21 protein-coding genes are annotated in these 26,006 nt (G+C 73.8%); 7 read left to right on the forward strand and 14 right to left on the reverse strand.

Annotated features, from left to right (window positions below; all coding sequences use genetic code 11):
• Nucleotides 1-127 precede the first annotated feature (127 nt).
• Complete coding sequence (locus AB0G08_RS02655; protein ID WP_358082241.1) at nucleotides 128-3,019, reverse strand: glycoside hydrolase family 48 protein; 2,892 nt, start codon at nucleotides 3,017-3,019, stop codon at nucleotides 128-130.
• Between the two features lie 955 nt (nucleotides 3,020-3,974).
• Here AB0G08_RS02655 and AB0G08_RS02660 point away from each other — a divergent pair.
• Entirely contained in the window at nucleotides 3,975-5,447 is a 1,473-nt protein-coding gene (locus tag AB0G08_RS02660; RefSeq protein WP_358082086.1) for a GH1 family beta-glucosidase, read from the forward strand.
• Between the two features lie 58 nt (nucleotides 5,448-5,505).
• On the opposite strand, the gene AB0G08_RS02665 is transcribed toward AB0G08_RS02660, so the two are convergent.
• From AB0G08_RS02665 to AB0G08_RS02675, 3 genes are all read right to left on the reverse strand, one after another.
• Nucleotides 5,506-5,919, reverse strand: coding sequence for a roadblock/LC7 domain-containing protein (locus tag AB0G08_RS02665; RefSeq protein WP_357874472.1), 414 nt, complete (start codon nucleotides 5,917-5,919; stop codon nucleotides 5,506-5,508).
• Nucleotides 5,920-5,924: 5 nt separating this feature from the next.
• The gene (locus AB0G08_RS02670) at nucleotides 5,925-8,462 is read right to left on the reverse strand and encodes a nitrate- and nitrite sensing domain-containing protein (RefSeq protein ID WP_358082089.1); all 2,538 of its coding nucleotides are present in this window, start codon (nucleotides 8,460-8,462) and stop codon (nucleotides 5,925-5,927) included.
• 99 nt (nucleotides 8,463-8,561) lie between these two features.
• A complete protein-coding gene (locus AB0G08_RS02675; protein ID WP_358082091.1) occupies nucleotides 8,562-9,941 on the reverse strand; it encodes an FGGY family carbohydrate kinase in 1,380 nt (459 codons plus the stop codon).
• A gap of 254 nt (nucleotides 9,942-10,195) precedes the next feature.
• Between AB0G08_RS02675 and AB0G08_RS02680 the strand changes: the two genes are divergently transcribed.
• On the forward strand, nucleotides 10,196-12,136 hold the full coding sequence (locus AB0G08_RS02680; RefSeq protein ID WP_358082094.1) for a chorismate-binding protein: 1,941 nt from the start codon (nucleotides 10,196-10,198) through the stop codon (nucleotides 12,134-12,136).
• Between the two features lie 119 nt (nucleotides 12,137-12,255).
• Here AB0G08_RS02680 and wrbA read toward each other — a convergent pair whose 3' ends face one another.
• The 4 genes from wrbA to AB0G08_RS02700 form a co-directional block, all read right to left on the reverse strand.
• Nucleotides 12,256-12,873: an NAD(P)H:quinone oxidoreductase gene (gene wrbA, locus AB0G08_RS02685; protein WP_358082097.1), complete on the reverse strand. Its 618-nt coding sequence runs from the start codon at nucleotides 12,871-12,873 to the stop codon at nucleotides 12,256-12,258.
• Nucleotides 12,874-13,184: 311 nt separating this feature from the next.
• Complete coding sequence (locus AB0G08_RS02690) at nucleotides 13,185-13,553, reverse strand: DUF3037 domain-containing protein (protein ID WP_357874395.1); 369 nt, start codon at nucleotides 13,551-13,553, stop codon at nucleotides 13,185-13,187.
• Nucleotides 13,550-14,308 carry a HipA family kinase gene (locus AB0G08_RS02695; protein ID WP_358082100.1) on the reverse strand — a complete coding sequence of 253 codons (759 nt, stop codon included), beginning with the start codon at nucleotides 14,306-14,308 and terminating at the stop codon, nucleotides 13,550-13,552. Before AB0G08_RS02695 ends, AB0G08_RS02690 begins: the two co-directional genes overlap by 4 nt.
• Before the next feature lie 67 nt (nucleotides 14,309-14,375).
• A complete protein-coding gene (locus AB0G08_RS02700; protein WP_358082102.1) occupies nucleotides 14,376-14,771 on the reverse strand; it encodes a DUF4190 domain-containing protein in 396 nt (131 codons plus the stop codon).
• Between the two features lie 130 nt (nucleotides 14,772-14,901).
• On the opposite strand from AB0G08_RS02700, the gene AB0G08_RS02705 reads away from it, so the two are divergent.
• Together AB0G08_RS02705 and AB0G08_RS02710 are read left to right on the forward strand one after the other, a co-directional pair.
• Nucleotides 14,902-16,011: a winged helix DNA-binding domain-containing protein gene (locus tag AB0G08_RS02705; RefSeq protein WP_358082105.1), complete on the forward strand. Its 1,110-nt coding sequence runs from the start codon at nucleotides 14,902-14,904 to the stop codon at nucleotides 16,009-16,011.
• Nucleotides 16,012-16,223: 212 nt separating this feature from the next.
• Nucleotides 16,224-16,967, forward strand: a complete 744-nt coding sequence (locus AB0G08_RS02710; RefSeq protein WP_358082108.1) for a YsnF/AvaK domain-containing protein — start codon at nucleotides 16,224-16,226, stop codon at nucleotides 16,965-16,967.
• Between the two features lie 60 nt (nucleotides 16,968-17,027).
• Here AB0G08_RS02710 and ugpC read toward each other — a convergent pair whose 3' ends face one another.
• The 4 genes from ugpC to AB0G08_RS02730 are packed head-to-tail and all read right to left on the reverse strand — an operon-like array spanning nucleotide 17,028 to nucleotide 21,412.
• Nucleotides 17,028-18,233, reverse strand: coding sequence for a sn-glycerol-3-phosphate ABC transporter ATP-binding protein UgpC (gene ugpC, locus AB0G08_RS02715; protein ID WP_358082111.1), 1,206 nt, complete (start codon nucleotides 18,231-18,233; stop codon nucleotides 17,028-17,030).
• 9 nt (nucleotides 18,234-18,242) lie between these two features.
• The gene (locus tag AB0G08_RS02720) at nucleotides 18,243-19,076 is read right to left on the reverse strand and encodes a carbohydrate ABC transporter permease (RefSeq protein ID WP_358082114.1); all 834 of its coding nucleotides are present in this window, start codon (nucleotides 19,074-19,076) and stop codon (nucleotides 18,243-18,245) included.
• Between the two features lies 1 nt (nucleotide 19,077).
• Nucleotides 19,078-20,076, reverse strand: a complete 999-nt coding sequence (locus AB0G08_RS02725; RefSeq protein WP_358082117.1) for a sugar ABC transporter permease — start codon at nucleotides 20,074-20,076, stop codon at nucleotides 19,078-19,080.
• Nucleotides 20,077-20,122: 46 nt separating this feature from the next.
• Nucleotides 20,123-21,412 (reverse strand): ABC transporter substrate-binding protein, encoded by a 1,290-nt coding sequence (locus tag AB0G08_RS02730; RefSeq protein WP_358082120.1) that lies wholly within the window; start codon nucleotides 21,410-21,412, stop codon nucleotides 20,123-20,125.
• A gap of 232 nt (nucleotides 21,413-21,644) precedes the next feature.
• On the opposite strand from AB0G08_RS02730, the gene AB0G08_RS02735 reads away from it, so the two are divergent.
• Complete coding sequence (locus AB0G08_RS02735; RefSeq protein ID WP_358082123.1) at nucleotides 21,645-22,223, forward strand: DsbA family protein; 579 nt, start codon at nucleotides 21,645-21,647, stop codon at nucleotides 22,221-22,223.
• Nucleotides 22,224-22,266: 43 nt separating this feature from the next.
• Here the strand turns inward: AB0G08_RS02735 and AB0G08_RS02740 are convergent, their stop codons facing one another.
• Complete coding sequence (locus AB0G08_RS02740; RefSeq protein WP_358082125.1) at nucleotides 22,267-22,743, reverse strand: hypothetical protein; 477 nt, start codon at nucleotides 22,741-22,743, stop codon at nucleotides 22,267-22,269.
• Between the two features lie 216 nt (nucleotides 22,744-22,959).
• Between AB0G08_RS02740 and AB0G08_RS02745 the strand changes: the two genes are divergently transcribed.
• Together AB0G08_RS02745 and AB0G08_RS02750 are read left to right on the forward strand one after the other, a co-directional pair.
• Nucleotides 22,960-23,391, forward strand: a complete 432-nt coding sequence (locus AB0G08_RS02745; RefSeq protein ID WP_358082128.1) for a hypothetical protein — start codon at nucleotides 22,960-22,962, stop codon at nucleotides 23,389-23,391.
• Between the two features lie 47 nt (nucleotides 23,392-23,438).
• On the forward strand, nucleotides 23,439-23,714 hold the full coding sequence (locus AB0G08_RS02750) for a hypothetical protein (RefSeq protein ID WP_358082131.1): 276 nt from the start codon (nucleotides 23,439-23,441) through the stop codon (nucleotides 23,712-23,714).
• A gap of 31 nt (nucleotides 23,715-23,745) precedes the next feature.
• Here AB0G08_RS02750 and AB0G08_RS02755 read toward each other — a convergent pair whose 3' ends face one another.
• The gene (locus AB0G08_RS02755; protein ID WP_358082134.1) at nucleotides 23,746-25,638 is read right to left on the reverse strand and encodes a BTAD domain-containing putative transcriptional regulator; all 1,893 of its coding nucleotides are present in this window, start codon (nucleotides 25,636-25,638) and stop codon (nucleotides 23,746-23,748) included.
• Nucleotides 25,639-26,006 lie beyond the last annotated feature (368 nt).

Genomic DNA, 26,006 nt, shown 5'->3' on the forward strand with positions numbered 1-26,006 from the left:
TTGACCGGCCCACCCCGGCCTGACCGTGGGAGTCAGGCCGTCCGCCGACCGGGCGTCTCCGTTCCCCCAGGCCCGCCCGGCCGGCCTCCGGGTGGGCGGGCCGCGCCGCCCACCCGGAGGAGTCGGTTCAGCCGTTGGGGAACAGCTTGCCGTAGTCGGCGTACGCCATGGCGACGTCCGCCTGGGCCCAGAACCGGTGGTACTTGAACTCCGGCTCGGGTCCGCCGTCCAGGTACGCCTGGACCTTCGGCCAGGCCGGGTCGTTCTTGTAGAAGGAGCGGATGTCGACGAAGCTCTTGCCGGCGGCGATGGCGTCGCCGTTGGGCATCGTGCCCGTCCAGCCCGGCGGCACGTAGAGGCCCTGACCGGTGCTGGCGTCGTAGACGTCGTCGAAGCGGCGGTAGTCGCCGCGCTTCTCCACCGTGGAGACGCCCTGGGCGTCGCTGGCCGCGTGCAGCGCGTCCAGCAGCCCCTTGGCGGTGTTCTTCGCCGCCACGTTGCCCGACTTCGCCGCGTACGCGATGAGGGTGCGGGCGTAGGCGGCGGCGATGCCGACGTCCTGGCCCTTCACCGTGACCTCGACGTGCAGGTTGGTGTTGGGCTGCGGGTTGGCCGGGTTCCAGGTGGTCGGCTGGCCGGTCCACTTCATGTCCGACGGGATCGACCAGTTGGTGCCCAGCGTGGTGTTGGCGATGGCCCACGGCACCCACTTGTCCAGCAGGGCCTTGGCCTTGGCGTTGCCGGTCTCCAGGTACAGCTCGGCGATGCGCTGCATCGACCAGGCCTGCATGCCGAACCACTGGTTCGACGGCGGGTCGTTGTAGACCGGGTCGACGTCGTAGTACATGCCGTAGAAGGTCGACGTGCCGGCCGGGGGCTGGCCGTAGTTGCCGCCCCAGCTGTTGGTCGCGCCGCCGGCGATGCCGCCCTCGGCGGACTGGAGCCAGGTGTAGAACTCCAGCTGCCGCTCCAGGCTCTTGGTCCAGTCGGTGACCGCGGTCGGCGACTTCGGCTTGAGCTCGCTGACGTTGGTCAGCGCCCAGGCCGCGAACGGGTTCTGGTAGCCGAAGTGGTTGTGGCTGGAGCCGATCCGCCACGACCAGTTCTGGTTCGGCTCGTACGCGCCGCCCCAGGCGTAGTACCAGGACATCAGGTAGTGCGCCGAGTCCTTGCCGGTGCCCGCCGGGCAGGCGGCGGCCCCGACGCAGTTGCCGATCTTCTTGAAGTACTTGTCGAACATGGCGTAGCGCAGGTAGTCACCCATCTTCGCGGCCTTGGCCACGGTGGCCGCCACGTCGGCCTCCTTGCCCTGCTCCTTGGCCCAGGTCAGGGCCCAGTACGCGGCCTGCACGGCGCGGGCGTCGGCGTCGGGGGCGTTGGTGTACTTCCACTGCTTCGCCGGGGCGTTGGCCTCCTTGATGAACAGGTCGAGGTAGCCCTTGGAGCCGCCGTGGGCGAAGGTGTCGCAGGACGGCTGCGGCACGGTCTCCCACACCGACTCCTGGGTGCCCCGCTGGAAGGTGTTGATGTACGCCGGCCGGGTGGTGCCGTCGCCGCAGCGGCCGAAGCCGTAGGTGTTGTCCACGTCGAGCAGCCAGTGCATGCCGTAGATGTCGCCGGTGCCGTAGGTGGACTGCAGCTCCGAGCGCAGCGGGTCCTGGCCGACCGGCACGGACGGCTCCAGCTGCGACGGGTACTGGCTGGGCAGGTCGTGCTCGGCGGCGTACTGCGGGGTGCCGGCCGCGCCGGCCGTGGGCTGGTCGGCGTGCGACGGGATGATGTACTTCTCCATCACCGTCCAGGCGTTGTTGAACGGCGCCCAGTTCTGGGTCACCCGCCCGTACTGGGCCTCCAGCCAGAGCCAGAAGCTGAACGCCTCGGAGGTCGTCTCGTGGCCGTGGTCGGGCGCCTCGACGATCAGCGTCTCGATGGAGTGGTACGGCACGCCCTCGGGGCTGAAGTAGCCCGAGTTCTTGATCTTGCCGTACTGGTCCAGGAACCGCTTGACGTAGGTGTCGTCCCCGCCGCCGTTGTCGTTGTCGATCTCGGTGGCGGTGATCGCCAGCGGCGCGTAGCCGGTGGCCGAGGCGGTCAGGGTGGCGGTGCCGCCGAGCGTGTCGGCGTCCTCCGCCGCCGCGACGGTCACGCTCACCCCGGTGTTCCAGTTGCTCGGGGTCAGCGTCGCCGAGGCCGGCGAGACGGTGATGTCGGTGTCGCCGGTGCGGGCGAGGGAGACCGGCACGTTGGCCGCCGGCGCGGCGCTGAGCTTCAGGTTGACCGTGGAGCTGCCGCCCTCGGCCACGCTCACCGCCGACGGGGTGGCGACCAGCACCGGCCCGGACGCCGCCGTGACGGTGAAGGACTTCTCCGCGGTGGCGGTCAGGTTCGCGTTGTCGTACGCCTTGGCCTGCACGGTGTACGCGCCGGCGGGCAGGTCCTCCAGCGTGTAGCCGTACGGGGCCGTGGTGTCGGTGTTGACCAGCAGGCCGTTGCGGTAGAACTCGACCTTGCTGATCGTCCCGTCCGGGTCGCTGGCGGTGGCGCTCAGCGGCACGTCGGCGGGGGCCTCGAACGGGCCGGCCGGCACGCTCAGCCCGACCGTCGGCGGCTGCTGCTGGGTGCCGCCGCAGGTCACGCCGTTGACCGAGAAGGACGTCGGCTTCGCGTTGGTGCCGCTGTGCGTGCCGTTGAAGCCGATGCTGGTCGAGGCGCCCGTGCCGAGGCCGCCGTTCCAGGACTCGTTGGTGGCCGTGACCTGGTTGCCGGTCTGGCTCCACTTGGCCGACCAGCCCTGGGTCACCTTCTGGTCGCCGGGGAAGGCGAACTTCAACGTCCAGCCGTTGATCGGGTCGCCGAGGTTCTTGATGGTGACGTTGGCGGTGAAGCCGTTGCTCCAGTCGCTGGTCGCGTAGACCACGTCGCAGGCGGGGGCGGCCTGTGCGGCGCCGGCCGGCAGGGTCACCCCGCCGACGACGAGCGCGGCGGCGGCGACCATCGCCAGGCGGCGACGTCTTGCCAGTCTTCTCATGTGCGCGGTGTCTCCTCGGACCTGGCCGGGGACGAAGGGCCCCGGCGGGGCGCCCTCCCGCGAACGGGGTCCCGGGCGCCCGGGATGGTGGTCGCCCCGGCCCGAGGCCGGGGTGCGGCGGGCGGCGCCCCTGCGGGGGCGGCGACTCCACCGACTGCGTCGGATGCCGTACCGGAGACACCGGCTGCCCTCGGCGACCCACGCTGGCGCGATCTGGCTCCGCGTCGCGGTGGCGACAGTGTGCCACGCATGGAAGCGCTCCCACAATGGGCGGCGACGGACCAGAGCAGCAACATGTTTCGATCTCGTTTTGGGGCTTTCACAAAGCCGTGACGGGCGTTACAGTCGCAACATCGGTCGATGGGAGCGCTTCCATCGACGGAGTTCCAACTAGAAGATCACCCGGGGTCCGTCGACGCGGAGCCCGGGGAATCAGCCCGAGGGCTGACGGCGGGCCAGCCCGGACACCGCCGTCAGCCATCCCGCCAACATGGAGGGAGGTGGATCCTCTAGCCACTCGCGTGGCCCGGCTCCCGCGCGACACGCACGACAGGACGCCAATTCCGCCCGTGCGTGTGCAGCAACAATGGGGACGGGGGTTGCCCTCCCCCGTCCCCACACTAAACCCCCTCCCACGATGGGAAAAGAGGCCGACGGGACTGGCCGTGTCGCCGTTCCGACCGGCCTCGTCCGCTGTCCCGCCCGTACCGCCCGGTCGACGCCCCCGCGCCCCGGCGCCCCGGCGTCCCGCGGCCCGGCCACCCGAGCGCCGGCGCGCCACCCGCCCCGCTCCCGCACCGCCGCCACGGGCGCACGACACACCCCTGCGCCATCACCGGTCGCGTCCGCGCGGCCGGCCGGGCGGTCGCGACCGGCCGGCCGCCCCTGCCCTATGCTGGGAGCGCTCCCGGCCCGGCGGTGGCCACGCAGACCATGAGGAGAACCGATGTCGATGCCCACCCCGCGCCCGCCCCACGGCGCCGCGCCCTCCGCCACCGCCCCCGCCGCCCCGACCGGCGCCGGGCCGGACGCCGCCGGCGCGGCGGCGGGCGACGGGAGCCCGTCCGACGCCGCCGCGTCGCCGACCGACGAGACGCCGGCGGGCGGGCTGCGCTTCCCCCCGGGCTTCGGCTGGGGGGCGGCCACCTCCGCCTACCAGATCGAGGGCGCGACCAAGGAGGACGGCCGGGGCGAGTCCGTCTGGGACACCTTCAGCCGCACGCCGGGTCGCACCCGCAACGGCGACACCGGCGACGTCGCCGCCGACCACTACCACCGGTACGCGGAGGACCTGGACCTGATGCGCGACATCGGGCTGGACAGCTACCGGTTCTCCATCTCCTGGCCGCGGGTGCAGGCCGACGGCACCGGCGCACCCAACCAGCGCGGGCTCGACTTCTACCGCCGCCTCGTCGACGGGCTGCACGAACGGGGTATCGCGCCGATGGCGACGCTGTTCCACTGGGACCTGCCGCAGGCCCTCCAGGACGCCGGCGGCTGGGAGTCGCGCGACGTCGCCCACCGGTTCGCCGACTACGCCGAGATCGTCTTCCGCGCGCTCGGCGACCGGGTGCCGGTCTGGCTGACCGTCAACGAGCCGAAGACGGTGGTGCAGAACGGCTACCTCGAAGGGCACCACGCCCCGGGCCGGCAGGACCCCGCCGCCGCGTACCTGGTCGCCCACCACCTCCACCTGGCCCACGGGCTCGCCGTCGCGGCGCACCGCGCCACCGGCTCCGGCCGGATCGGCCCGGCACTCAACCTGCACCCCTGCTACCCGGCCGACGACTCGCCCGAGGCGGCCCGCGCCGCCCGGCTCTACGACGGCTACGAGAACCGCCTCTACCTCGACCCGATCCTCACCGGCCGCTACCCGCAGGACGTGCTGGACGACCTCGGCCCCGACAGCCGGCTGGTGCGCGGCATCCGCGACGGGGACCTGGCGACCATCTCCGCGCCGGTCGACCTGCTCGCCGTGCAGTACTACACGCCGTACTACGTCACCGGCGACGGCGCGACGACCGGGCGCTGGCCCACCTCCCAGGCCTCCTGGCAGCAGATCCACCCCGACGGGATGTACGACATCCTGACCCGGGTGACCCGCGACTACGGCCCGATCCCGCTGACCGTCACCGAGAACGGGCTGCCCACCCCCGACACCCTCGGCGCCGACGGCACGATCGACGACGCCGGGCGGGTGACCTTCCTGCGCGACCACCTCGCCGCCGTCCACCGGGCCATCGCCGACGGCGTGCCGCTGGAGAGCTACCACGTCTGGTCCCTGCTCGACAACTTCGAGTGGGACGCGGGGTACGACGAGCGCTGGGGCCTGGTCTACGTGGACTACCAGACGCAGCGGCGCGTGCCCAAGCGCAGCGCGCACTGGTACCGCCAGGTCATCGCCGCCAACGGTCTCTGACCGTCCCGGCACCGTCCACCCCGCCGACGGGGTGGACGGTGCCGGCGCGCCGGTCCGGTCAGCGGGGCAGGGCCTGCTGGAGCTCCGCCCGCAGCGCCGGGGTGAGCATGTCCCCCGCCTGCTTGGCCAGCCGCGCCATCTCGTAGCCGACCACACCGATGTCGGCGTCCGAGCCGGCCAGCGTGGCCAGGATGGACCCGTCGCGCACCTGCATGACCAGGAAGTAGCCGCGCCCCATCTCGACGACCGTCTGCTTGACGATGTCCCCGTCGAACATCTGCGCCGCGCCCGCGGTGATGCTCATCAGCCCCGAGGTCACCGCCGCGAGCTTGTCGGCGTGGTCCCGGGGCAGGTGGTCGGAGATCGCGACCAGCAGGCCGTCGGAGGAGACCACGATGGCGTGCACCACCCCCGGCACCCGCTCCGCGAACCCGCTGACCAGCCAGCTCAGGTCGCGGGCCTCCCGGCTCAACGTCGTCATCGCTGTCCCCCTTCGGTGCGTACGCCGCCCGGCGGCGTGGAAATCTCCGTGGTGTCCTCGGCCTCGGCCCGCCGTACCCCGCTGTAGAGCCGGGACAGCATTCCCCCGACCGCCTCCGGGTCCGGGTCGTGGCGCACCGCCGGCTGCTCCGGCCGCCCCGGCCGGGTGACGGTGGAGAGCTGCGCCATGGGCACCCGGACGGGCAGGCCGCGTTCGTTGGTCCCGCCGGTGACCGGGACGGCCGGCGGCGTGGGCGAGGTCTGCGGCGCCGGACCGGGCGCCGGCCCCTGCCGCGACCACCAGCCCCCACCGGTCGACGCGGGCGGCCGGGCCGGGGCGAGCACGTCCTCGGCCCGGACCGGGACCGACCGGGCCTGCCGGGGCGGGAGGTCGGAGCGTCCGGCCGCCGGCAGCTCGCGCGCCGGCCGTCCGCCGCCCCACACCGGCGGCCGCCCGGCCACCGGCAGCTCGCCGGGTGGCGGCCCGCCGTCCCAGGCCGCGCCGCCCGCCGAGGCGGTCAGCATCCGGGTCGGGGCGGGCGCCTCCGCCAGCAGGTCGCCGGGCAGCCGCACCCGGGCGACGAGGCCGTCCTCGCCGCCGTCCAGGCGCACCTCGACGCCGAGCCGGGCGGCCAGGTGGCTGACCACGAAGAGGCCCATCCGCTCGACCGCCGCCACGTCGGCGGCCGGCGGGGTGGCGAGGACGGCGTTCGCCTCGGCCAGGGCGGCCGGGCTCATGCCGAGCCCCTGGTCGCTGATCTCGATGACCGCGCCGGCGCCCTCGGCCCGGGCGGTGACCGCCACGACCGTGTCCGGACGGGAGAAGGAGGTCGCGTTCTCCAGCAGCTCGGCGAGGACGTGGACCAGCTCACCGACGGCGTGGCCGACGACGTGCAGGTCGGCGACGGCCCCGTGCCGCACCCGCTGGTACTGCTCGATCTCGGCGCTGGCGGCGAGCAGCATCGCGCCGAGCCCCACCGGCCGGTTCCACCGGCGGGTCGACTCGCTGCCGGCGAGCACCAGCAGGCTGTCGTCGTTGCGTCGCATGCGGGCGGCCAGGTGGTCGAGCTTGAAGAGGTTCTCCAGTTGGTCCGGGTCGCTCTCCTCGCGCTCCAGGTCGTCGAGCAGCTCCAACTGGCGCTCCACGAGCACCTGGCTGCGCCGGGCGAGGTTGACGAACATCGCGTTGACGTTGCGCCGGGTGGTCGCCTGTTCGACGGCGACGTTGACCGCGCTGCGGTGCACCGCCACGAACGCCTCCGCCAGCTCGCCGATCTCGTCGAGCGAACGGACCACCGCCGGCGCGACCTCGATCGCGGGTACGCCCCCGGTCACCGTACGCAGCCGGTCGAGGGCGTCCGGCAGCTCCAGCTGGGCGATGCGCAGCGCCTGGCCGCGCAGCAGCCGCATCGACCGGGCGATGGAGCGGCCGACGAGGACGGAGATGAGCAGGGCGACCAGCAGCACCGTGAGGATGCTGCCGACGACCAGCAGCGTGCTCCGCAGCTGCGTCGCGCTCGCCTCGTCGGCCTGCCGTACGGCGTCGTCGAGCACCGACGCCTCGATCCGGCGCAGCAGCTCCTGGCGCTGCTCGCCGGCCGCCCACCACTGTGGGGCCGGCAGCACGGTCGGCGCGGCGACGCCGGTCGGCAGGCTCTGCTCCTCCAGCCGGGTGGCCGCCTGGAAGGCCTGGTCCACCGAGGTCTCGTCGTAGCGACGGACCTGCTCGGCGGTGGCGACGACCCGGAACGCGCCCAGCGCGGTCAGCTGCTGGGCGCGCAGGTCGGTCAGGACCACCTGGTCCTCCACGCCGTACCGGCCGGCGCGGGCGGCCTCGTAGAGCTGGGCCCGGACCCGCGAGGAGAGCTCCTTGACCCGGGCGAGCTGCACGTAGCGCAGCACCGCGTCGCTGAGGGCGGGCCGGTCCTCGCCAGGCGAGGGCTCGGCGAGGAGGCGGAGCAGCGCGTCGACGGCCCGGTGGTAGTTGCTCAGGATGGTGTCGCTGCCTAGCACCGCCGGGGGGATCGCGGCCCGGATGTAGGCGACCTGGTCGTAGGCCTCCAGCACCTCCGAATAGGCGACCCGCCAGGACGCGTCGGCGTCGGCCAGCGGCTCGGCGGCCCGGCGCAGGTCGCGCAGCGCCTGGTCGGTGGCGCCCTGCAACGGCTTCAGCACCATGACCGCCGCGTCCCGGTCGCCGCCCGCGCCGCCGCGGCGCAGCTCGCCCAGCTCACCGGCGGCCCGGTCGCGTTCCTGCTGGAGCTGGTGCACCAGCGCGACGATCTCCCGGCCGATGCCCACCTGCCGGGCGAAGTCGCCCAGCGCGGTCGTCCGGCCGACCAGGGTGTGGGTCTGCACGCCGGCCAGCACCAGGAACGCGACCGACGGAATGACCAGCACGGTGACGAGCTTGGTGCGCATCCGCCAGTCCCGCAGCCGAAACGGGGAACGGCGGCGGTGCGGCACGACCCGGACGTCGAACCGGCGCCGGCGGTGCTGCGACACCCCGTCGTCGGACGGTTCCGGACCTGCCACACCTACCCCCTCCCAGTCCCGCGTCCGCCGCGAGCCGGGGAGCGGAGTCCATCCAACCAGGCCCGCGAGCCGTGTCAACGGGGCGGGCTGAGGTGCCAATCAGGAGGGTGAGGCGGTCTCGTCCGTCCGGACGATGGCGGCGAGCCGGGAGGCGTCACCGACGCGGCCCAGGGCCACCAGCGCCGCGCCGCTCGCCCCGACCTCCGGGTTGCTCCCGAACCACACCGGCCGGGGCGCGAGCGTCGCGGCGAACGTCGTACGCCACCAGCGGGAGGCGGCCATCGCGCCCCCGCCGAGCACCACCTCGACCGACTCGTCGACGGTGGACTCCAGCACGACGAGGTCGTCGGCGACGAGGTCGCACAGGCCCCGCATCAACCCGGCCAGGATCTCCACCGCGCTGGTGCCGAAGCTCAGGCCACTCAGCGCGCCCGAGCCGGCCGGGGCCATCCCGGGCGGCCGGTCCCCGCCGAAGCGGACGTTCACCGGCAGGCCGCCCTCGTGCGGCACCCGGGCCAGGGCGACCTCCAGCTCGCTGCCCCCGGGCAGCCGCAGCTCCCGGTCGGCCCAGGCGAAGAGGTTGCCGCCGGAGGAGTACGCGGCGCCGGTCACCACGTGGTCGTGGTCGACCCGGTAGCGCCAGAGCTCCGCGGGCAGCGGCGGCATCACCTGCCCCGCCGGGACGCGCTGCACCAGCCGGACCGCCGCCGACGTGCCGACCGTCACCGCGGCCCGACCCGGCTCGACGCAGCCCGAGCCGACGTTCGACGCCGCGCCGTCGCCCACCGGACCGGCCCAGGGCACGTCGGCGAGCTGCGGCCAGCGCCGCGCGTACGCCGGCCGCAGCCGGCCCCGCCATCCGTTCGGCGCCAGCTCGGGCAGCTCGTCGGCGCGGCTGCCGGCCAGCGCGCACGCCTCGGCGTCCCAGTCCAGCGTCCGCAGGTCCAGCAGGCCCGTGCCGGAGGCCTGGGAGATCGACATGGGCGCCGAGTCGAGCAGCTCGCCCAGCGCGTACTCGGCCAGGCCCGCGAAGCGGGCGATCCGCCCGCCGGTGTGCTCGCGCAACCAGGGCAGCCGGATCGACCAGTAGCAGCGGTGCCACCACGTGCCGGTGCGCCGGTGGAAGTCCACCGGGTCGGCGGGGCCGACCGCCCCGGCGGGCGCCTCGGGGCGGGTGTCCAACCAGGTCAGCACCGGCCCGAGGGGCGCGCCGTCGGCACCGAGCGGGAGCACCGAGTGCCACTGCGCGGACGTCGCCACCAGCGACACGTCGCGCAGGTGCCCGGCTTCGGCCAGCTCGTCCAGGCACGCCGCCAGGCAGGCCAGGTAGCCGGGGCCGTCCAGCGTGCCGGTGCCGTCGTCCTGCACGACGAGGCTCACCCTGCGCCGGGCCAGCGCGCCGGGCAGCGGACGGGCGTCCGTGTCCAGCACGAGTCCGCGTACCGAGGAGGTGCCCAGGTCGAGCGCGAGAATGTTCATCGCGGGTCAAGTTACCCGCTGTGCGGCGCTCCGGCGTCCCAGCGGGTGGGCCGTACGCCCGATCGGCTTTCCGGGGCCCGCGCGGGGTCGTAGGGTGACGACATGCTCGCGCACCTGTCCTGCTGGTGGCCCGCCGACCCGGCGGCCATCCCCCGCGCGTAGCTTCCCACGCGGCCGCCCGACGAGGCGGCCGCCGGTCTCTCCCCGGCCCTCCCGGTCGCCCCGCCGGGCGCCGCCCGGCCCGAGGAGACCCCGTGACCCACCTGACCGAGCTGCTCGCCGCCGTCGCCGGCGGCGGCGACCCCGGCCCGTTCGCGCTCGTCCGCCGCGAGGGCGCCGCCCACCTGGAGCTGTTCACCGGCACGGTACGCGCGGCGGACCGGCTCGCCGACCTCCCGCTGCCCGACGGGCCGCCCGGCCCCCGCACCCTGGCGCTGGTGCCCTACCGGCAGGTCACCGAGCGGGGCTTCGACTGCGTCGACGACGGCGTCCCGCTGGAGTTCCTCGAGATCGCCCGGCACGAGCGGATCGAGCTGGCCGAGGCGCTCGCCGCGCTGCCCGACGTGCCGGTGCGCACCGCCGACGCCGGTTTCGACGTCAGCGACGACGAGTACGCCGCCACCGTCGGCCGGGTGCTCGCCGAGGAGATCGGGCGCGGCGAGGGCGCCAACTTCGTCATCCACCGCTGTCTGCGCGCCACCGTGCAGGGCCCGCCGCTGGTCGCCGCGCTCGCCGCGCTGCGTCGGCTGCTGCGGGCCGAGCGCGGGGCGTACTGGACGTTCCTCGTGCACACCGGCGCCCGGATCCTGGTCGGGGCCAGCCCGGAGCGGCACGTCAGCGTCGACGACGGCCTGGTCATGATGAACCCGATCAGCGGCACCTTCCGGCACACCGGCGCGGACGCCGACCGGGCCGCGCTGCTGCGCTTCCTCGCCGACCCCAAGGAGGTCGAGGAGCTGTACATGGTGCTCGACGAGGAGCTGAAGATGATGGCCACGGTCGCCGAGCACGGCGGCCAGGTGGTCGGGCCGTACCTCAAGGAGATGTCCCACCTGGCCCACACGGAGTACCTGCTCGCCGGCCGGGGCACGAAGGACGTGCGGGAGGTGCTGCGGGAGACCATGTTCGCGCCGACCGTCACCGGCAGTCCGATGGAGAACGCCTGCCGGGTCATCGCCCGGCACGAGCGCACCGGGCGGCGCTACTACGCCGGGGTGCTGGCGCTGCTGGGGCGCGACGACGCCGGCCGGCAGACCCTGGACGCGCCGATCCTGATCCGGACCGCCGAGATCTCACCCGGCGGCGAGCTGCGGGTGCCGGTCGGGGCCACCCTGGTGCGGCACTCGACGGCCGAGGGCGAGGTGGCCGAGACGCACGCCAAGGCCGCCGGTGTGCTGGCCGCGCTGGGCCTGGGCCCGCAGGCGCCCACAGGCGGCCCGCAGCCCGCCGTACGCCTCGCCGACGACCCGGAGGTCCGGGCCGCGCTGGCCGCGCGCAACGCACCGCTGGCCCGGTTCTGGCTCGACCAGCGCTCGCCGGAAGCCGGCGGCCTGCCCGGGCTGACCGGCCGGCGGGCGCTGATCGTCGACGGCGAGGACACCTTCACCGGCATGCTGGCCCATCAGCTGGGCGCGCTCGGCCTGGCCGTGACGCTGCGGCCGTGGCACGCCGCCGGTCCGGTGGACGCCCACGACCTGGTGGTGGTCGGCCCCGGTCCGGGCGACCCGGGCAGCGCCACCGAGCCGAAGATGCGGACGATGCGCGCGCTGCTCGCCGGCCTGCTCGCCGAGGGCCGGCCGACCCTGGCCGTCTGCCTGGGCCACCAGTTGCTCGCCGGCCTGCTCGGGCTGGCGCCGCACCGCCGGGACGCGCCCTACCAGGGGCTCCAGCGGGAGGTGGACGTCTTCGGCACGCGCCGCCGGGTCGGCTTCTACTCCACCTTCACGGCGCGCGCGGAGGCCGACCGGCTGACCACCCCGTACGGCCCGGTGGAGCTGGCCCGGGACGCGGCGGACGGCGCGGTGCACGCGCTGCGCGGGCGGGGCTTCGCGGGGGTGCAGTTCCACCCGGAGTCGGTGCTCAGCGCCGACGGCGTGGCCGTCCTCGCCGAGCTGCTGTGCGGTCTGCTGCCGGCGTCCGGCGCGGACCCGTCGACGGCGGCCGGGAGGGTGTCGGGGGCGACCGAGCGTGCATAGTCGACCCGATCGGGGGTAGGGGTGCTGCGACCGGCGGTCCGGACGGGTCGAGAGCCCCCGCCCGGACCGCCGGTCGCGTGGCCCCGCCGGTGGCGCCACGTCAGCCGGATGGCGGCGGCTCAGCCCGCCAGGCCCGCCTTGAGCGCCGCACCGATCTGCACGGCCCGCTTGACGGTCAACGCGGTGGCGCCGAGCGCGACGTGGTCCGGCGCCGTCTCGCCGTTGTTGCTGGTGTGCGAGGCGCCGTAGGGGTTGCCGGCGACGAACTGGCTCGGGTCGGTGTAGCCGGGGGTCACCACCACCCCGCCCCAGTGGTAGAACACGTTGAACATCGACAGCAGGGTCGCCTCCTGCCCGCCGTGGGAGGTGGCCGTCGAGCAGAACGCGGAATAGACCTTGTTCGCCAACGCGCCCTGCGACCACAGCGGCCCGGTGGTGTCCATGAACTGCTTGAGCTGGGCGGCCATCACGCCGTACCGGGTGGGGGTCCCGAAGACCACCACGTCGGCCCAGGACAGGTCGTCCAGCTGCGCCTCGGGCACGTCCTGGGTCTCCAGGTGGTGCGCCGCCCAGCCGGAGTTGGAGCGGATCGCCTCGTCCGGCGCCAGCTCGTGCACCTTGCGCAGCCGCACCTCGGCACCCGCCTCGCCGGCGGCCTCGCACGCCGCCTGCGCCATCTGGTAGGTGATGCCGGTGGCGCTGTAGTAGATCACCGCGACCTTGGTCTGGGCAGCCATCGGGTGTTCCCTCCTCATGTCGGTCCAGCTCCGGCGACTACCCGACGATTGGGCCGTCAAACGGTCACCCGGGGACTGCGCGCCCGGGACCGCCCGCTGCGGGCGATGCCGGGGACAGGGAGTCAGAGCTGCACCACAGGCGGTAGCTCAAGATGTCCGCAAGTTTCGATGCGTTCCGTGGCCGGTGCGACCGCCGGCCGGCGATGCTGGTCGCACCGGTGCCGGCGGACCGGCAGCCGACCGGCACCGGTCACCCTGAACGGGGGATCGCGCTTGGCCGGCAGCGTCGCCGGCGAAGCGCGATCAAGGGCTCAGCGCACCAGCGCGTCCATCAGCCGCTCCAGCTCGGCCGGCGGATCGGCGGTCAGCCCGGTGTGCACCGGCCCGGTCTGGATCATCGTGCTGCGTGGGGCGGCCAACCAGCGGAACCGCTCCCCCAGCCGCATCCCGCCCGACGGGCCGTCGCCGGCGCAGGTCCGGTCCCAGGAATCCAGCACGGCGGCCACCGCGGCCAGGTCGACCTCCGGGGCCAGCGCCCGCACCCGGCCGGCGTCCAGATGGGTACGCACGCCGAGGAAGTCCCGCCGCTGGCAGTAGAGCAGCACGCCGACGTTGACCTGTTCGCCCCGTTCCACCCGGGGCACCAGCCGGACGACGGCGTACTCGAAGGGTTCCCTCACGCCGCGCCCCCCTGCGGCAGCCAGTCGGCGGTACGCGCGACCCGGCGGGCCAGATGGTCCACGTACGCCGCGCGGGCCGCGTCGGCGGAGTCGAAGTCGGCGCCGGCCAGCCAACCGTCGGGCACCAGCGCCAGCACCTCGCCCAGCAGGTCCCGGGTCACCCGCGGGGCCAACTCGGCATCCGCCTCGGCCACCCGGGTCGCGTATGACGCCAGCACGTGGTCGTCGGCCCGGTACGGCCGGTGCACCGCCGCCTGGGCGCGGGGCCAGTTGTGGTGGAAGTACAGGCAGGCGCCGTGGTCGATCAGCCAGAGCTCGCGGTGCCAGACGAGCAGGTTCGGGTTGCGCCAGCTGCGGTCGACGTTCTCCACGTAGGCGTCGAACCAGAGCACCCGGGAGGCGAGCGCCGGCTCGACGGGGTGCGCGACCGGGTCGTAGCCCAGCGCCCCGGGCAGGAAGTCCATGCCCAGGTTGGCGCCGCCGCTGTTGCGCAGCAGCTCCTGCACCTCCTGGTCGGGCTCGGCCCGCCCGATCACCGGGTCGATCCCGAGCACCACCAGGGGCGGCACCGCCAGGCCCAGCCGACGGGCCAACTCGCCGCAGATCACCTCGGCGACCAGCGCCTTGGGGCCCTGCCCCGCGCCCCGGAACTTCGCCACGTACGTGCCGAGGTCGTCGGCCTCCACCACGCCGGGCAGCGAGCCGCCCTCGCGCAGCGGGGTGACGTACCGGATCCCGCAGACCTCTCGGAGCACGGGCCCACCCTAGTCGGGCGCGCGCGGCCCGGGCCGGGCGACCCGGCCGGCGGCAGTGGGCGCCGGGTCAGTTGTCGAGGCGGTCGCGCAGGTCGTCGACCTCCTGCTGGATCCGGTTCACGCCGCCCTCGTCGTTGAGGAAGGTGGTGATCCCGGCGGCGAAGGCGAGCCCGATCAGCACCGCCAGGGCGCTGAGCACCAGGCCGCCCATCGCCACGCCCCGGCCGGTCACCCCGGGTCGGCCGGCCATCTTGAGCCCGACGATGCCCAGGATCACGCCGATGATGCCGAGCAGCAGGCCGATCCAGGACAGGATCACGGTCAGCACGCTGATCAGCGCGGCCACCCCGAAGACCAGGGCGAAGGCGGCGGCGGCGCTGGTCTTGGCAGATGTGCCGGCCCGACCCTCGCCGGGATGCAGCGGTACAGCGCCGCGCCGGGACGGCTCACTGGACGCAGTCATGTTGCTCCCTCCACGCGCACCGTTGCGCGTATCTCGGCCGGGCGCTTTCCCACTGTGGCCGCCCCTATGCGCGTCGACGGGTCGGTAGACGGTCCTAGGCTGGCGCCGACCTCTTTGTGAAGGGAACCCGATGACGGTGGACCTCGGCCGACGCAAGGCGCTCGCGCTGCGGATGACCAGCCTGCTGCTCCGCCCGCACCCCACGGTGCGCCCGGGCGGGGTGGCCGGCGTGGTGGAGTGGTTCGGGGCCATGCAGGCGCAGGACCTGGCCAGCGGCATGTGGTCGCTCGGGGCGCGGCTGCCCGCGCTCGGCCACGCCGACGTGCACGCCGCGCTGGAACGCCGGGAGGCGCTGCGCACCTGGCCGATGCGGGGCACCGTGCACCTCGTGCCGCCCCGCGACGCCCGCTGGATGCTGGAGCTGACCGGCGTACGCTCGCTGGCCGGCGGCGCCACCCGCCGCGCGCAGCTCGGGCTGACCGAGGCCGACGCGGACCGCGCGCTCGACGTGCTCGGCGCCGCGCTGGCCGGCGGCGGCCGGCTCACCCGGGCGCGGTGCCTGGCCGCGCTCCAGGCCGCCGGCATCGACACCGGCGACCAGCGCGGCTACCACCTGCTCTGGTACGCCAGCGTCCGCGGCGTCACCTGCCTCGCGCCCGACGTGGGCACCAAGCAGACCTTCGCCCTGCTCGACGAGTGGGTGCCCGACCCGCACCGGCCGGAGCGCGACGAGGCCCTCGCGATCCTCGCCCACCGCTACGTGCGCTCCCACGGGCCGGTCACCGCCCGGGAGTTCGCCGGCTGGACGGGGCTCACCCTCACCAACGCGCGCCGGGGCTTCGCGGCGGCCGGCGACGCCCTCACGGCGGTGCGCGTCGACGGGCAGGAGGCGCTCGTCGACGCGGCCCTGCTGGACGCGCCCCGCGAGCCGGTCGACGACCTGCTGGTCCTGCCCGGCTTCGACGAGTACCTGCTGGGCTTCAAGGACCGCTCGCTGATGCTGGATCCCGACCACGCCGACGCGATCGTGCCGGGCCGCAACGGCGTCTTCCAGGCCACGGTCGTGCGCGACGGGCGGGTCGTGGGCACCTGGAAGCGCGTGGTCGGCAGGACCCGGGTGACGGTCACGGTGTTCCCGCTGGCGCCCCTCGACGAGCGCACCCGGGCCCGCGTGGCGGGCGCGCTGGACCGTTACGCCGATTTCCTGGGCCTGCCGCCCCGGGTCGACTGGGCCGGCTGACCGGCGGGCCGCGGGGGATCCGGGCGGCCCCACCGGCCAGCGCGTCGTCCCAGCGGCCCCACCGGTCCCGCCGGCCCCTCTCGCCCCTTCCGCCCGCCTCGTTCGCCCGGCTCCCGATTTTCCGGCGCTGCTCCTATCCGTCGGGTCGTCGACGAATCCGGGCCGGCCGGCCGGGTATCCGGGCCGTGAACCGAGAGGGAGGAATGACGACCATGAGGCTCAACGAACAGCAGGCCAACTCGCTGTACGGGCAGGACGTCAAGGACCGCTCGGGGTCGAAGATCGGGAGCGTGGGCCAGATCTGGGCCGACGCCGCCGGTGAGCCGACCTGGGTCAGTGTGAAGACCGGTCTGATGGGCCACAAGGAGTCGATGGCTCCGCTGGAGAAGGCCCGGATCACCGACAGCGGGCTCGCGGTCGACTACGACAAGTCCACCGTGAAGGACGCCCCGGCCGTGGACGCCGGCACCGACCAGCCGCTCGACACGGCGCAGATCGAGCAGCTCTACGCCCACTACCGCCTGACGCCGCAGGCCCCGCCGGCCCCGCCGACCGCCGGTCGGGGACGGGCGCCGGGTGCCGGCGAGGACCTGATCCGCTCCGAGGAGCGGATGCGGGTCGGCACGGAGAGCCAGCCCGCCGGTACGGCACGGCTGCGCAAGTACGTCGTCACCGAGGACGTGCACACCACCGTGCCGGTCGAGCACGACGAGGTGTACGTGGAGCGGGAGCCCATCGCCGCCGGCGACGCGCGTGGCATGCGCTCCGACATCGGCGAGGCCGAGCAGGAGATGACCCTGCGGGCCGAGCGGCCGGTGGTCGCCAAGGAGACGGTGCCCGTCGAGCGGGTCCACCTGGCCAAGGACGAGGTCGTCGAGCAGCAGGCCATCGACGACCAGATCCGCCGGGAGCGGGTCGACGCCGACATCCCGGAGCGGAGCCGGCGCCGTCGCTGACCGCTGAGACGGCAGCGGGCGGGTGGGTCGGTGCGACCCACCCGCCCGTTCCGTCGTACCTCAGTCGGCGAGCGCGCCGGCCGCCCGGCCCTCGTGCAGGGTCAGGTTGCGCCCGTTGGTCGGGTCGAACAGGTGGATCTTCTCCAGGTTGAACCAGACCCGCCGGGTCTGGCCCTCCTCGACCGGTGACTCGGCCGACAGCCGGGTCACCAGGCTGGCGCCACCGCCGCTGAAGTCGGCGCCCGCGTCGGCCGCCAGCTCCTCCAGCTCGGCGGCGCTGGCCCGCTCCCCCTCGACGCTGAAGTAGACGTACTTGTCGGATCCCATGGACTCGACGATGTCGACCGGCGCGTCGAACTCCAGGCCCCGGCCGCGGGTGTCGTCGTCGATCAGCGCGGCGTCCTCGAAGTGCTCCGGCCGGATGCCGAGGATCAACTCGCGTGGGGCGTCCGCACTCTCCAGCTCACGCCGGATCCGCTCGCCGATCGGCACGTCGCCCAGCGCCGTACGCAGCCGGCCGTCCTCGACCGCGGCGTGCAGGAAGTTCATCGACGGCGAGCCGATGAAGCCGGCGACGAAGAGGTTGCGGGGGTGGTCGTACAGCTCCTGCGGCGGGCCGACCTGCTGCACCGCGCCGCCCCGCATGATCACGACGCGGTCGCCGAGGGTCATCGCCTCGGTCTGGTCGTGGGTCACGTAGACGGTGGTGGTGCCGAGCTTCTTCTGCAGGCGCGACACCACGGTGCGCATCTGCACCCGCAGCTTGGCGTCCAGGTTGGACAGCGGCTCGTCCATCAGGAACGCCTTGGGCTGCCGGACGATCGCGCGGCCCATCGCGACCCGCTGGCGCTGGCCGCCGGAGAGGTTGGCCGGCTTGCGGTCCAGCAGCGCGGAGAGCTCCAGGACCTTCGCCGCCTCCTCGACCTTCCGGTTGATCGTCTCCTTGTCCAGCTTCGCCAGCCGCAGCGGGAACGCCATGTTCTCCCGGACGGTCATGTTCGGGTAGAGGGCGTAGGACTGGAACACCATCGCGATGTCCCGGTCCCGGGGGGCCTTGTCGTTGACCCGCTGGCCGCCGATGCGCAGCTCGCCGGAGCTGATGTCCTCCAGGCCCGCGATCATGTTGAGGGTGGTGGACTTCCCGCAGCCGGACGGGCCGACCAGGATGACGAACTCGCCGTCGGCGATCTCCAGGTCGACGTCGGCCACCGCGACGGTCCCGTCCGGGAACTTCTTGCTCACCTTGTCGAGCACGATGTCAGCCATGAGTACCACCTATCCCTTGACTGCGCCGGAGGTCAGGCCGGAGACGATGCGGCGCTGGAAGAAGAGGACGAACAGGATGATCGGCACGGTGATCACCACGGCGGCGGCGCAGATCGCCCCGGTGGGGTCCTCGAACTGCGACTCGCCGGTGAAGAACGACAGCGCCACCGGCACCGTGCGGGCCCGCTCGGTGGAGGTCAGCGTGATGGCGAAGAGGAAGTCGTTCCAGCAGAAGATGAAGACCAGGATCGCCGTGGTGAACAGCCCCGGCGCGGCCAGCGGGGCGATGACCCGCCGGAACGCCTGGGCCTGCGTCGCGCCGTCCATCTTCGCCGCCTTCTCCAGGTCCCACGGGATCTGCTTGAAGAACGCCGACAGCGTGTAGATCGCCAGCGGCAGCGCGAAGGTGATGTACGGCAGGATCAGGCCCGGCCAGGTGTCGAAGAGGCCGAGCTGCCGCTCGATCTCGAACAGCGGCGACACCAGGGACACCTGCGGGAACATCGCGATCAGCAGGGAGACCCCGACCAGCAGCCGCTTGCCGGGGAAGTCCAGCCGGGAGATCGCGTACGCGGCCATGGCGCCGAGCACCACGGCGATCACGGTGGCGATCAACGCGATGCCGATCGAGTTGGCCAGGGCCCGGAGGAACTGGTCGGTGGAGAAGATCGTCCGGTAGTTGTCCAGCGTCCACTCCTGCGGGATGAACTTCCCGTCGGTCAGGGTCGCCGGGGTCTTGAACGACAACGACATGATCCAGAGCACGGGCACCAGCGCGAAGACGACCACGATGGCGTCCAGCAGGCCCCAGCGCAGCTTGGCCCGGGTGGTGGTGTCAGCCATCTCAACGCCTCTCCCCGTCGTCGCTGCCGGGGGCAGCGGTACCGAACAGCTTCACGAAGACGAAGGCGATGATCGCCACGGTGAGGAAGATCAGCACCGACATCGTCGACCCGATGCCGAGGTTCAGGCCCCGGATCAGGTTGTTGTAGGCCAGCATCGACACCGACGAGGTCTCGTTGCCGCCCGCGGTCAGCACGAAGATGTTGTCGAACACCCGGAACGCGTCCAGGGTGCGGAACAGCAGCGCGACCAGGATCGCCGGCTTCATCACCGGCAGCATCACCTTGGTGAACCGCTGCCAGGAGGTGGCGCCGTCGGTGGAGGCCGCCTTGAGCAGGTCCTCCGGCACCAGGGCCAGGCCGGCCATGAGCAGCAGCGCCATGAACGGCGTGGTCTTCCAGATCTCGGCCAGCATGATGATCGCCAGCGAGCTGGCCCGCTCGGTCAACGGCGCGCCGTCGCTGAACAGGTTGGCCAGGTAGCCGGTGCCCGGCGTCCACGCGTACCGCCAGGAGAAGGCCGCGACGACCGTGACGATGCCGTACGGGATCAGCGCGGCGGTGCGCACGATGCCCCGGCCGACCAGCGTGCGGTGCATGATGAGCGCCAGTCCCATGCCGAGCACCAGCTCGACGGCGACGGTGACCACCGTGATCAGCGCGGTGACCCCGAACGCCGTCCACCAGAACTCGTTCGTCAGCACGGTGGCGTAGTTCTCCAGCCCGACGAACTCGCGCTCGGCGGGGAAGCGCAGGTCGTAGCGCTGGAGCGACAGCCAGACCGAGTAGATGATCGGGTACGCGGTCACCAGCACCATGACCAGCGCGGCGGGCGCGCAGAGCAGCCAGCCCAACCGGCGCTCGGCCTTCTTGTTCTCGCTCAGCGGCGCCTTGCCGCCCCGACCGGCACGCTGGGCCGGCACCCTGGCGTCCCGGCCGGGCCGGGCCGCCGTCTCGTCGGCGGCCACGTCGGCGCCCGCCGGCGTGGCGTTGACGCTCATGCCGCCACCTCCGGGCGGTCGGCGTCGAGTCGCCGGGTGCGCTCGCTCACGGCAGGACCCCCTTCGATTCGAGGGCGTCGGCGATGGCGTCGCGCAGCTCGTCGGCGGTCTGCTCGGGCCGGATCGCCGACGGCGGCGACAGGATCGCCGACATGACGGTGGAGATGCTCTGGTACGCCGGGGTCAGCGGCCGGACGGCCGGCTCCTTGAGCTCCTCGAGGATGGTGTCCTTCATCGGGTACGCCTCGGCCATCTCCGGGTCGTCGTAGACCTTCTCGATGGTCGGCGGCACCCCGTCCTTGACGGCGGAGAACTTCTGGTTCTTCTCGCTGCGGATGCACCGGGCCGCCTCGAAGGACTCCTCGGGGTGCTTCGAGTAGGCGCTGACCGCCATGTTGATGCCACCGATGGTGACCTTGCTCGGGGTGTTCTCGTCGACGCCCGGGATCCGGGCCCAGCCGACCTGCTTCGCCAGCTCCGGGTTGGCCTCCTGCATGGCCGGGTAGACGAACGGCCAGTTGACCTGGAACGCGCCGTTGCCGGACTGGAACTCCAGCCGGACCGGGTCCTCGGTGGCGTTGCTGAACGACGGCGACGTCACGCCCGACGTGGCGAAGCGCTGGAGCTGCTCCAGCGCCCGCACGGTGCCGGCGTCCATCACGGCCTGCTTGCCGTCATCGCTGAGGATCTTGCCGCCGGCGCTCTCGGCGAGGGTGTTGTAGAGGACGACGAGCCCCTCGTACTGGGCGCCCATCGTGAGCACCTGGTACGGCTTGCCCTGCTGCTTCAGCTCCTGGGCGGTGGAGATCATCTGGTCCCACGTCTTCGGCGGCTGCGGCACCAGGTCCTTGCGGTACCAGAGCAGCTGGACGTTGGTGTTCTTCGGCGCGCCGTAGAGCTTGTCGGAGTAGCGGGCGGTCTCCAACGGGCCGGCGAGGGTGCCCTGCTCGACCTCGGCCCGGTCCTGCCCGGTCCACTCCCTGATCCAGTCGGCGCTGGCGAACTCCTGGGTCCAGGTGACGTCGAGGCCGAGGACGTCCATCCCGCTGTCCTGCGCGGCCAGCCGGCGGACCAGCTGCACCCGCTGGTCGTCGGCCTGCCGGGGCAGCACCCGGTAGACGATCTCGTAGCGCCCCCCGGCCTGCGCGTTGCAGTCGTCGACGACCTTCTGCAGGTTCTGCTCCGGCGGGTAGTACAGGTTGATCGTGGGCGTACCGCCGTCCCCGCCGGAACCGCAGGCGGCCGCCATCGGCGCCACCAGCGTCAACGCCGCGGCGGCGGCCACCGCGCGCACGCGCGGCCGCCGTCGGCGTCGGGCCTTGTCAGGGTCGCTCATCACCCCTCCCCTCGTGTCGGCCAAGGGCCGGGGTGAGGCTCCGCGCCCCGGCGCACGGCGAGCCGTTCGGGCCGTCTGACCAGCGGTTCCGTCGTCCCGGACGCTTCGTGGCCACACACTGCCCGACCTGCGAAGTTGCGAAACCTGACGCTGATGGGACGGCGCCGACATCGCCGGGTGTGGCGGGGATCACCGCCGTGCGGGCCGGCCCGGCCGACCGTAGGCTCGGCCGATGGACGCCACCTTCTTCCTCGACCCCGCCTGCCCGTGGACCTGGCGCACCTCCCGCTGGCTCGTCGCCGTCGCCGACGCCCGGGGCCTGCACATCGAGTGGCGGGCGTTCAGCCTGGCCATCCTCAACTCGGGGCGGGTACCGCCGGAGCACGCCGACGCGATGGCCGCCTCCAGCCGGGCGCTGCGTTTGGTGGAGGCGCTGCGCGCCGAGGGCCGCCACGACGACGCCGCGCGGTTCTACGCCGAGATCGGCGCCCGCAGCCACGACGCGGGCAACCCGCTGTCGGCGGCGATCGTGGACGCGGCCGTCGAGGCGGCGGGCCTGGGTGCCGCCGCGCCGGCACTCGACGACGACCGCTGGGACGAGGCGGTACGCGAGTCGCACGCCCTGGCGTACGCCTCGGCCGGCCCGGACATCGGCGCGCCGGTGCTCATGGTGCCGGGCGCCGAGCGGGGTATCCACGGCCCCATCCTGACCGAGGTCCCCGGCACCGACGACGCCCTGACGATCTGGGACTCGCTGCTCCCCCTCATCCGGATGCCCGCCTTCCACGAGGTCAAGCGCGCCCGCCACTGACCCTTCGCCGGCACCGTCGTGACCATCCCCGGTCGGGGGCGCCTCACCCGCGCGAGACGGGGTGACCGGCTGGCCCGGGCCCGGGCCTGGCCCGGCGCCGGTTGGTCATGGCGCGTACCAGCAGGACCACCCAGCCGATCGGGGCGAGCGCGCCGGCCGCCGCGAGCCCGGTGAAGAGCAACCAGGTGTCGCCGCCCCGCGCGGCGAAGACGCCCCTGCGGGCGCCGGTGTCGCGGGCCGCCACGGTGGCCCCCGGGGTCAGCTTCTCCGGCCCGTCGTAGACGACGACGTCGTGCCGCGGCGTCCCGCCCCCGTCCGGGACGAAGTCGCCGTGCCAGACGCAGTTGCGGCCGCACCTCTCGTGCAGCGCGGTGAACGTGCCCGCCACACCGCCACCGGACTTCGCCCGCCACGCCGGGGCGACGTCGGGCACGCCGAGGCCCAGCCCGAGGAGGGCGAGGAGGGGAAGCCCCAGCCAGAGCAGGAACCTCATCCCCCAGCCGCCCACCCCGTCCGCCACGGCCCCACCGTAACAAGATCGCGCCCCACCTCGACGATCATGAGGTTGGCGGTGCGTCTCGTCCGTTTCGTCCCGGCCAACCTCATGATCGACGACGGGGTGGGGCGGGCGGGCGCCCGGGGGCGGCGGAGCGCCCCGATCGGTGGGTTCTCGCGGGAATCCCCCTCCGCCGCCGGGCCGGTTGGGCAGGATCGTCCCCAACGAGGAGGTGCCGTCGTGCAGGACGCCCGCGCTCTCGCCCTGACGTTCGAGGTGGGCGGCCTGCCACCGGTCAGGACCGAGGCGCTGTCCATCTTCGCCGCCGGGCACCGGCAGGCGACGAGGGTCCGCGCCCTGCTCCAGGCGGCCTGCGCCGCGGCCCAGCGCACCGGCTGGACCCCGCTGTCCGGGCCGGTCGAGGTGGACCTCGTGCTGCGCTGCCCGCCGGGGCACCGCACCTCCGACGCCAGCACCCTGCTCGGCGGGGTGTGCGCGGTGCTCCAGGACAAGAAGCGGGTGGCCAGCATCGGCTTGGCGCACCTCGGCGTCCTGGTGGACGTCGCCCTCTACGACGACGACCGGCAGATCCGGCGACTGTCGTACGCGGAGAAGCCGGCGGAGGACTTCTCGTACCAGGTCCGGGTGGCCGCCGTACCGCACGTGGTTTGACCGACGGCCGCGGTGGGGTACCGCGGACGCCGACGAAGGGAGCGCCGATGTCGGAGCCACATGTCACGCTGGACCCCCGCGGGCTCGATCCTGTGCAGCAGAAGCTGCAGGGCCCGCTGGAGGACCAGCTGACCTCGGCGCTACAGGCCGCCACGGAGCGGATCAGCGCCAGCTACGCCGGCGAGCCGGTGGAGCAGATCTGCCAGCGGCTGCTCGACGAGACGCGCTCGGGGCTGCACCCCGACATCGCCGCCGGATTCAACCCGGACATGGACGAGTTCTGCCGGGTGGCGGTGGCGATCGTGCGCGGCGAGGTCTCCTGAGGCACGGGCGCCAGGACTCTCCGGCGGCCCCTCAGGCGGCGACCGGGTCGCCCCGCCACGCCGTCAGCGGGTGCGCCGCGTGGGCCGGCTCGCCGGCCAGTTCGGCGGCGTACTCCCGGACCAGCGCCGGCAGCCGGTGGACCCCGTGCTCGTCCCGGCTGGCCAGGTGCGCGTCGGCCAGGTCGTCGAGGGTGCGGTGCAGCCGCGCGGCGGAGATCCCGAGCTGCCGGGCGACCCGCTCGGGCTGGAGCAGGGCGTCGGGCGTCGCACCGAGCAGGGCGAGGATGCGGCCGGCCACCTCGTCGTCGGCGCGGACGGCGGCGACGACGGTGCTCAGGCTGGCCCGCACCGACAGGTCCTCGTAGTCCAACAGGTCCAGCCGCTCCCGCCCGTCGGCGAGCTGACCGACCAGGGCGTCCACCGACATGCCCGGGCGGGCCGCCAGGCGCGTGCCGGCGACGCGCAGCGCGAGCACCGATCCGGCGCAGAGACGGACCAGCTCGCCGGTGGCTGCCGGGTCGACGGCCAGCCGCTCCGGGCCGGCGAGCGCCGCCAGCAGCTCGCGCGCGTCGGGGGCGGCGAGCGGGCGCAGCGTCACCCGCCGCACGCCGTCGAGGCTGCCCAACCGGCGCTGCCCGACCACGACGAGGGCCGGGCCCGGCCCGGCCGGCAGCAGCGGGCGGACCTGGGCGGCGCGGGTGACCCCGTCCACCACCAGCAGCAGCCGTCGCCCGGCCACCAGGGACCGGTACCAGCCGGCCCGCTCGTCGGTGTTCGCCGGCACGTCGCCGGGGGCGACCCCGATCGCGCGCAGCACCCGGGCCAGCACCTCACCCGGCGTCACCGTGGCCCGGTCGCCAAGGTCGACGAAGACCTGCCCGTCGGGGAAGTCCGCGGCGACGACGTGCGCGGCGCGTACCGCCAGGGCGGTCTTGCCGCTGCCGAACGCGCCGGTCACGACCACGGCGGCGGGGGTCGCACCGCGCAGGGCCGTGACGACCTCGGCGGCCTCCCGGCCCCGGCCGACGAAGGTCACCAGGCCCGCCGGCAGCTCACGGGGCACCGCCCAGCCCGCGGGCCCGCCGAGCCCGGACGGGCGCGGGGCCACCCCGGCGGCGTCCGCCGCGGGCGGCGGGGCGACCGGCACGGTCGCCGCCGTGACCGGCGCGGGCGGCGGGGTGTACGCCAGCTCGGGCGCCCGGTCGAGCATCGCGCGGTGCAGGGCGGCCAGTTCCTCGCCCGGCTCGATGCCGAGCTGCTCGTCGAGCGTGGCCCGGGCGTCCCGGTAGACGGTGAGCGCCGCCGGAACGTCCCCGCAGCGGTAGAGGGCCAGCATGAGCTGTGTCCAGGCGCGCTCGCGCAGCGGGTGGGCGGCGAGGTGCCCGCGCAGCTCGGGCAGGAGGTGCCCGTGCTCGCCGGCGGCCAGCCGCGCCTCGGCCAGCTCCTCGAAGACCTGGAGGCGCTGCTCGTCGAGGCTGGCCCACCGGTTGTCCAGCGTGGTACCCCGGGGCAGGCCGTCGCCCGACACCCCACGCCACTGGGCGAGTGCGGCGGTGAGGGTGCCGACGGCACTGGCCGGGTCGGCCGTGGCGAGCAGGGCCCGCCCCTCGCCCGCCAGCCGGTGGAACTCCGTGACGTCCAGCTCGTCCGGCGAGAGCCGCAGCTCGTACGCGTTGGGGCGGGCGAGGAGCCGGTCGCCCAGCTCCCGCCGCAGCCCGGCGGCGTGGGAACGCAGATTCGCCACCGCGGAGGCGGGTGGCACGTCGGGCCAGACCATGTCGGCCAGCCGTGACAACGAGACCGGGCGGTTCGCCTCCAGTGCCAGACCTGCGAGGACCGCGCGACGCTTCGCCGCGCCGGGTGTGACGACCTGGCCGTCGACGCACAGCTCCACGCAGCCGAGAAGCCGAATCTGTAGTTTCATGGTGCCGCTCCCCCGTTGAACCTTGAGCGCGCTCAGGCTAAGTGGGGGGTTCCGCATGGAACAAGGCATACAGGGAGCGACAGACGGTGACTAACATCAATGTCTTTGGGCGGCGTGTCATCGTAACGAGATCGACCAGGAGAACGCTCCCGTCGATCCGTCACGCGTGGTGACGGGCCTCGCATCAACCCGGGCCGACCACCCGCCGAAATACCCGCTGCCGCAGGCGTGAAACAGCCACCGGAGGCCGCCAACAGTCCACACCGGAGCGGGCGGTTTGCCAAGCAGCTGAAAGGACCACCAGCGGGCCGGATCGGCGTGTCACGGGCCGGCGGTCAGTGAACACGCAGCCCCTGGATGGAGGCGCC

The organism is Micromonospora sp. NPDC023644, from assembly GCF_040640115.1.
GTDB lineage: Bacteria > Actinomycetota > Actinomycetes > Mycobacteriales > Micromonosporaceae > Micromonospora.

Excerpts from the sequence above, each read along its gene's own strand:
- AB0G08_RS02660 (WP_358082086.1), top strand. The coding sequence starts at position 3,975 with ATGTCGATGCCCACCCCGCGCCCGCCCCACGGCGCCGCGCCCTCCGCC.
- AB0G08_RS02675 (WP_358082091.1), bottom strand. The coding sequence starts at position 9,941 with ATGAACATTCTCGCGCTCGACCTGGGCACCTCCTCGGTACGCGGACTC.
- wrbA (WP_358082097.1), bottom strand. The coding sequence starts at position 12,873 with ATGGCTGCCCAGACCAAGGTCGCGGTGATCTACTACAGCGCCACCGGC.
- AB0G08_RS02700 (WP_358082102.1), bottom strand. The coding sequence starts at position 14,771 with ATGACTGCGTCCAGTGAGCCGTCCCGGCGCGGCGCTGTACCGCTGCAT.
- AB0G08_RS02705 (WP_358082105.1), top strand. The coding sequence starts at position 14,902 with ATGACGGTGGACCTCGGCCGACGCAAGGCGCTCGCGCTGCGGATGACC.
- AB0G08_RS02710 (WP_358082108.1), top strand. The coding sequence starts at position 16,224 with ATGAGGCTCAACGAACAGCAGGCCAACTCGCTGTACGGGCAGGACGTC.
- ugpC (WP_358082111.1), bottom strand. The coding sequence starts at position 18,233 with ATGGCTGACATCGTGCTCGACAAGGTGAGCAAGAAGTTCCCGGACGGG.
- AB0G08_RS02720 (WP_358082114.1), bottom strand. The coding sequence starts at position 19,076 with ATGGCTGACACCACCACCCGGGCCAAGCTGCGCTGGGGCCTGCTGGAC.
- AB0G08_RS02725 (WP_358082117.1), bottom strand. The coding sequence starts at position 20,076 with ATGAGCGTCAACGCCACGCCGGCGGGCGCCGACGTGGCCGCCGACGAG.
- AB0G08_RS02730 (WP_358082120.1), bottom strand. The coding sequence starts at position 21,412 with ATGAGCGACCCTGACAAGGCCCGACGCCGACGGCGGCCGCGCGTGCGC.
- AB0G08_RS02735 (WP_358082123.1), top strand. The coding sequence starts at position 21,645 with ATGGACGCCACCTTCTTCCTCGACCCCGCCTGCCCGTGGACCTGGCGC.
- AB0G08_RS02750 (WP_358082131.1), top strand. The coding sequence starts at position 23,439 with ATGTCGGAGCCACATGTCACGCTGGACCCCCGCGGGCTCGATCCTGTG.
- AB0G08_RS02755 (WP_358082134.1), bottom strand. The coding sequence starts at position 25,638 with ATGAAACTACAGATTCGGCTTCTCGGCTGCGTGGAGCTGTGCGTCGAC.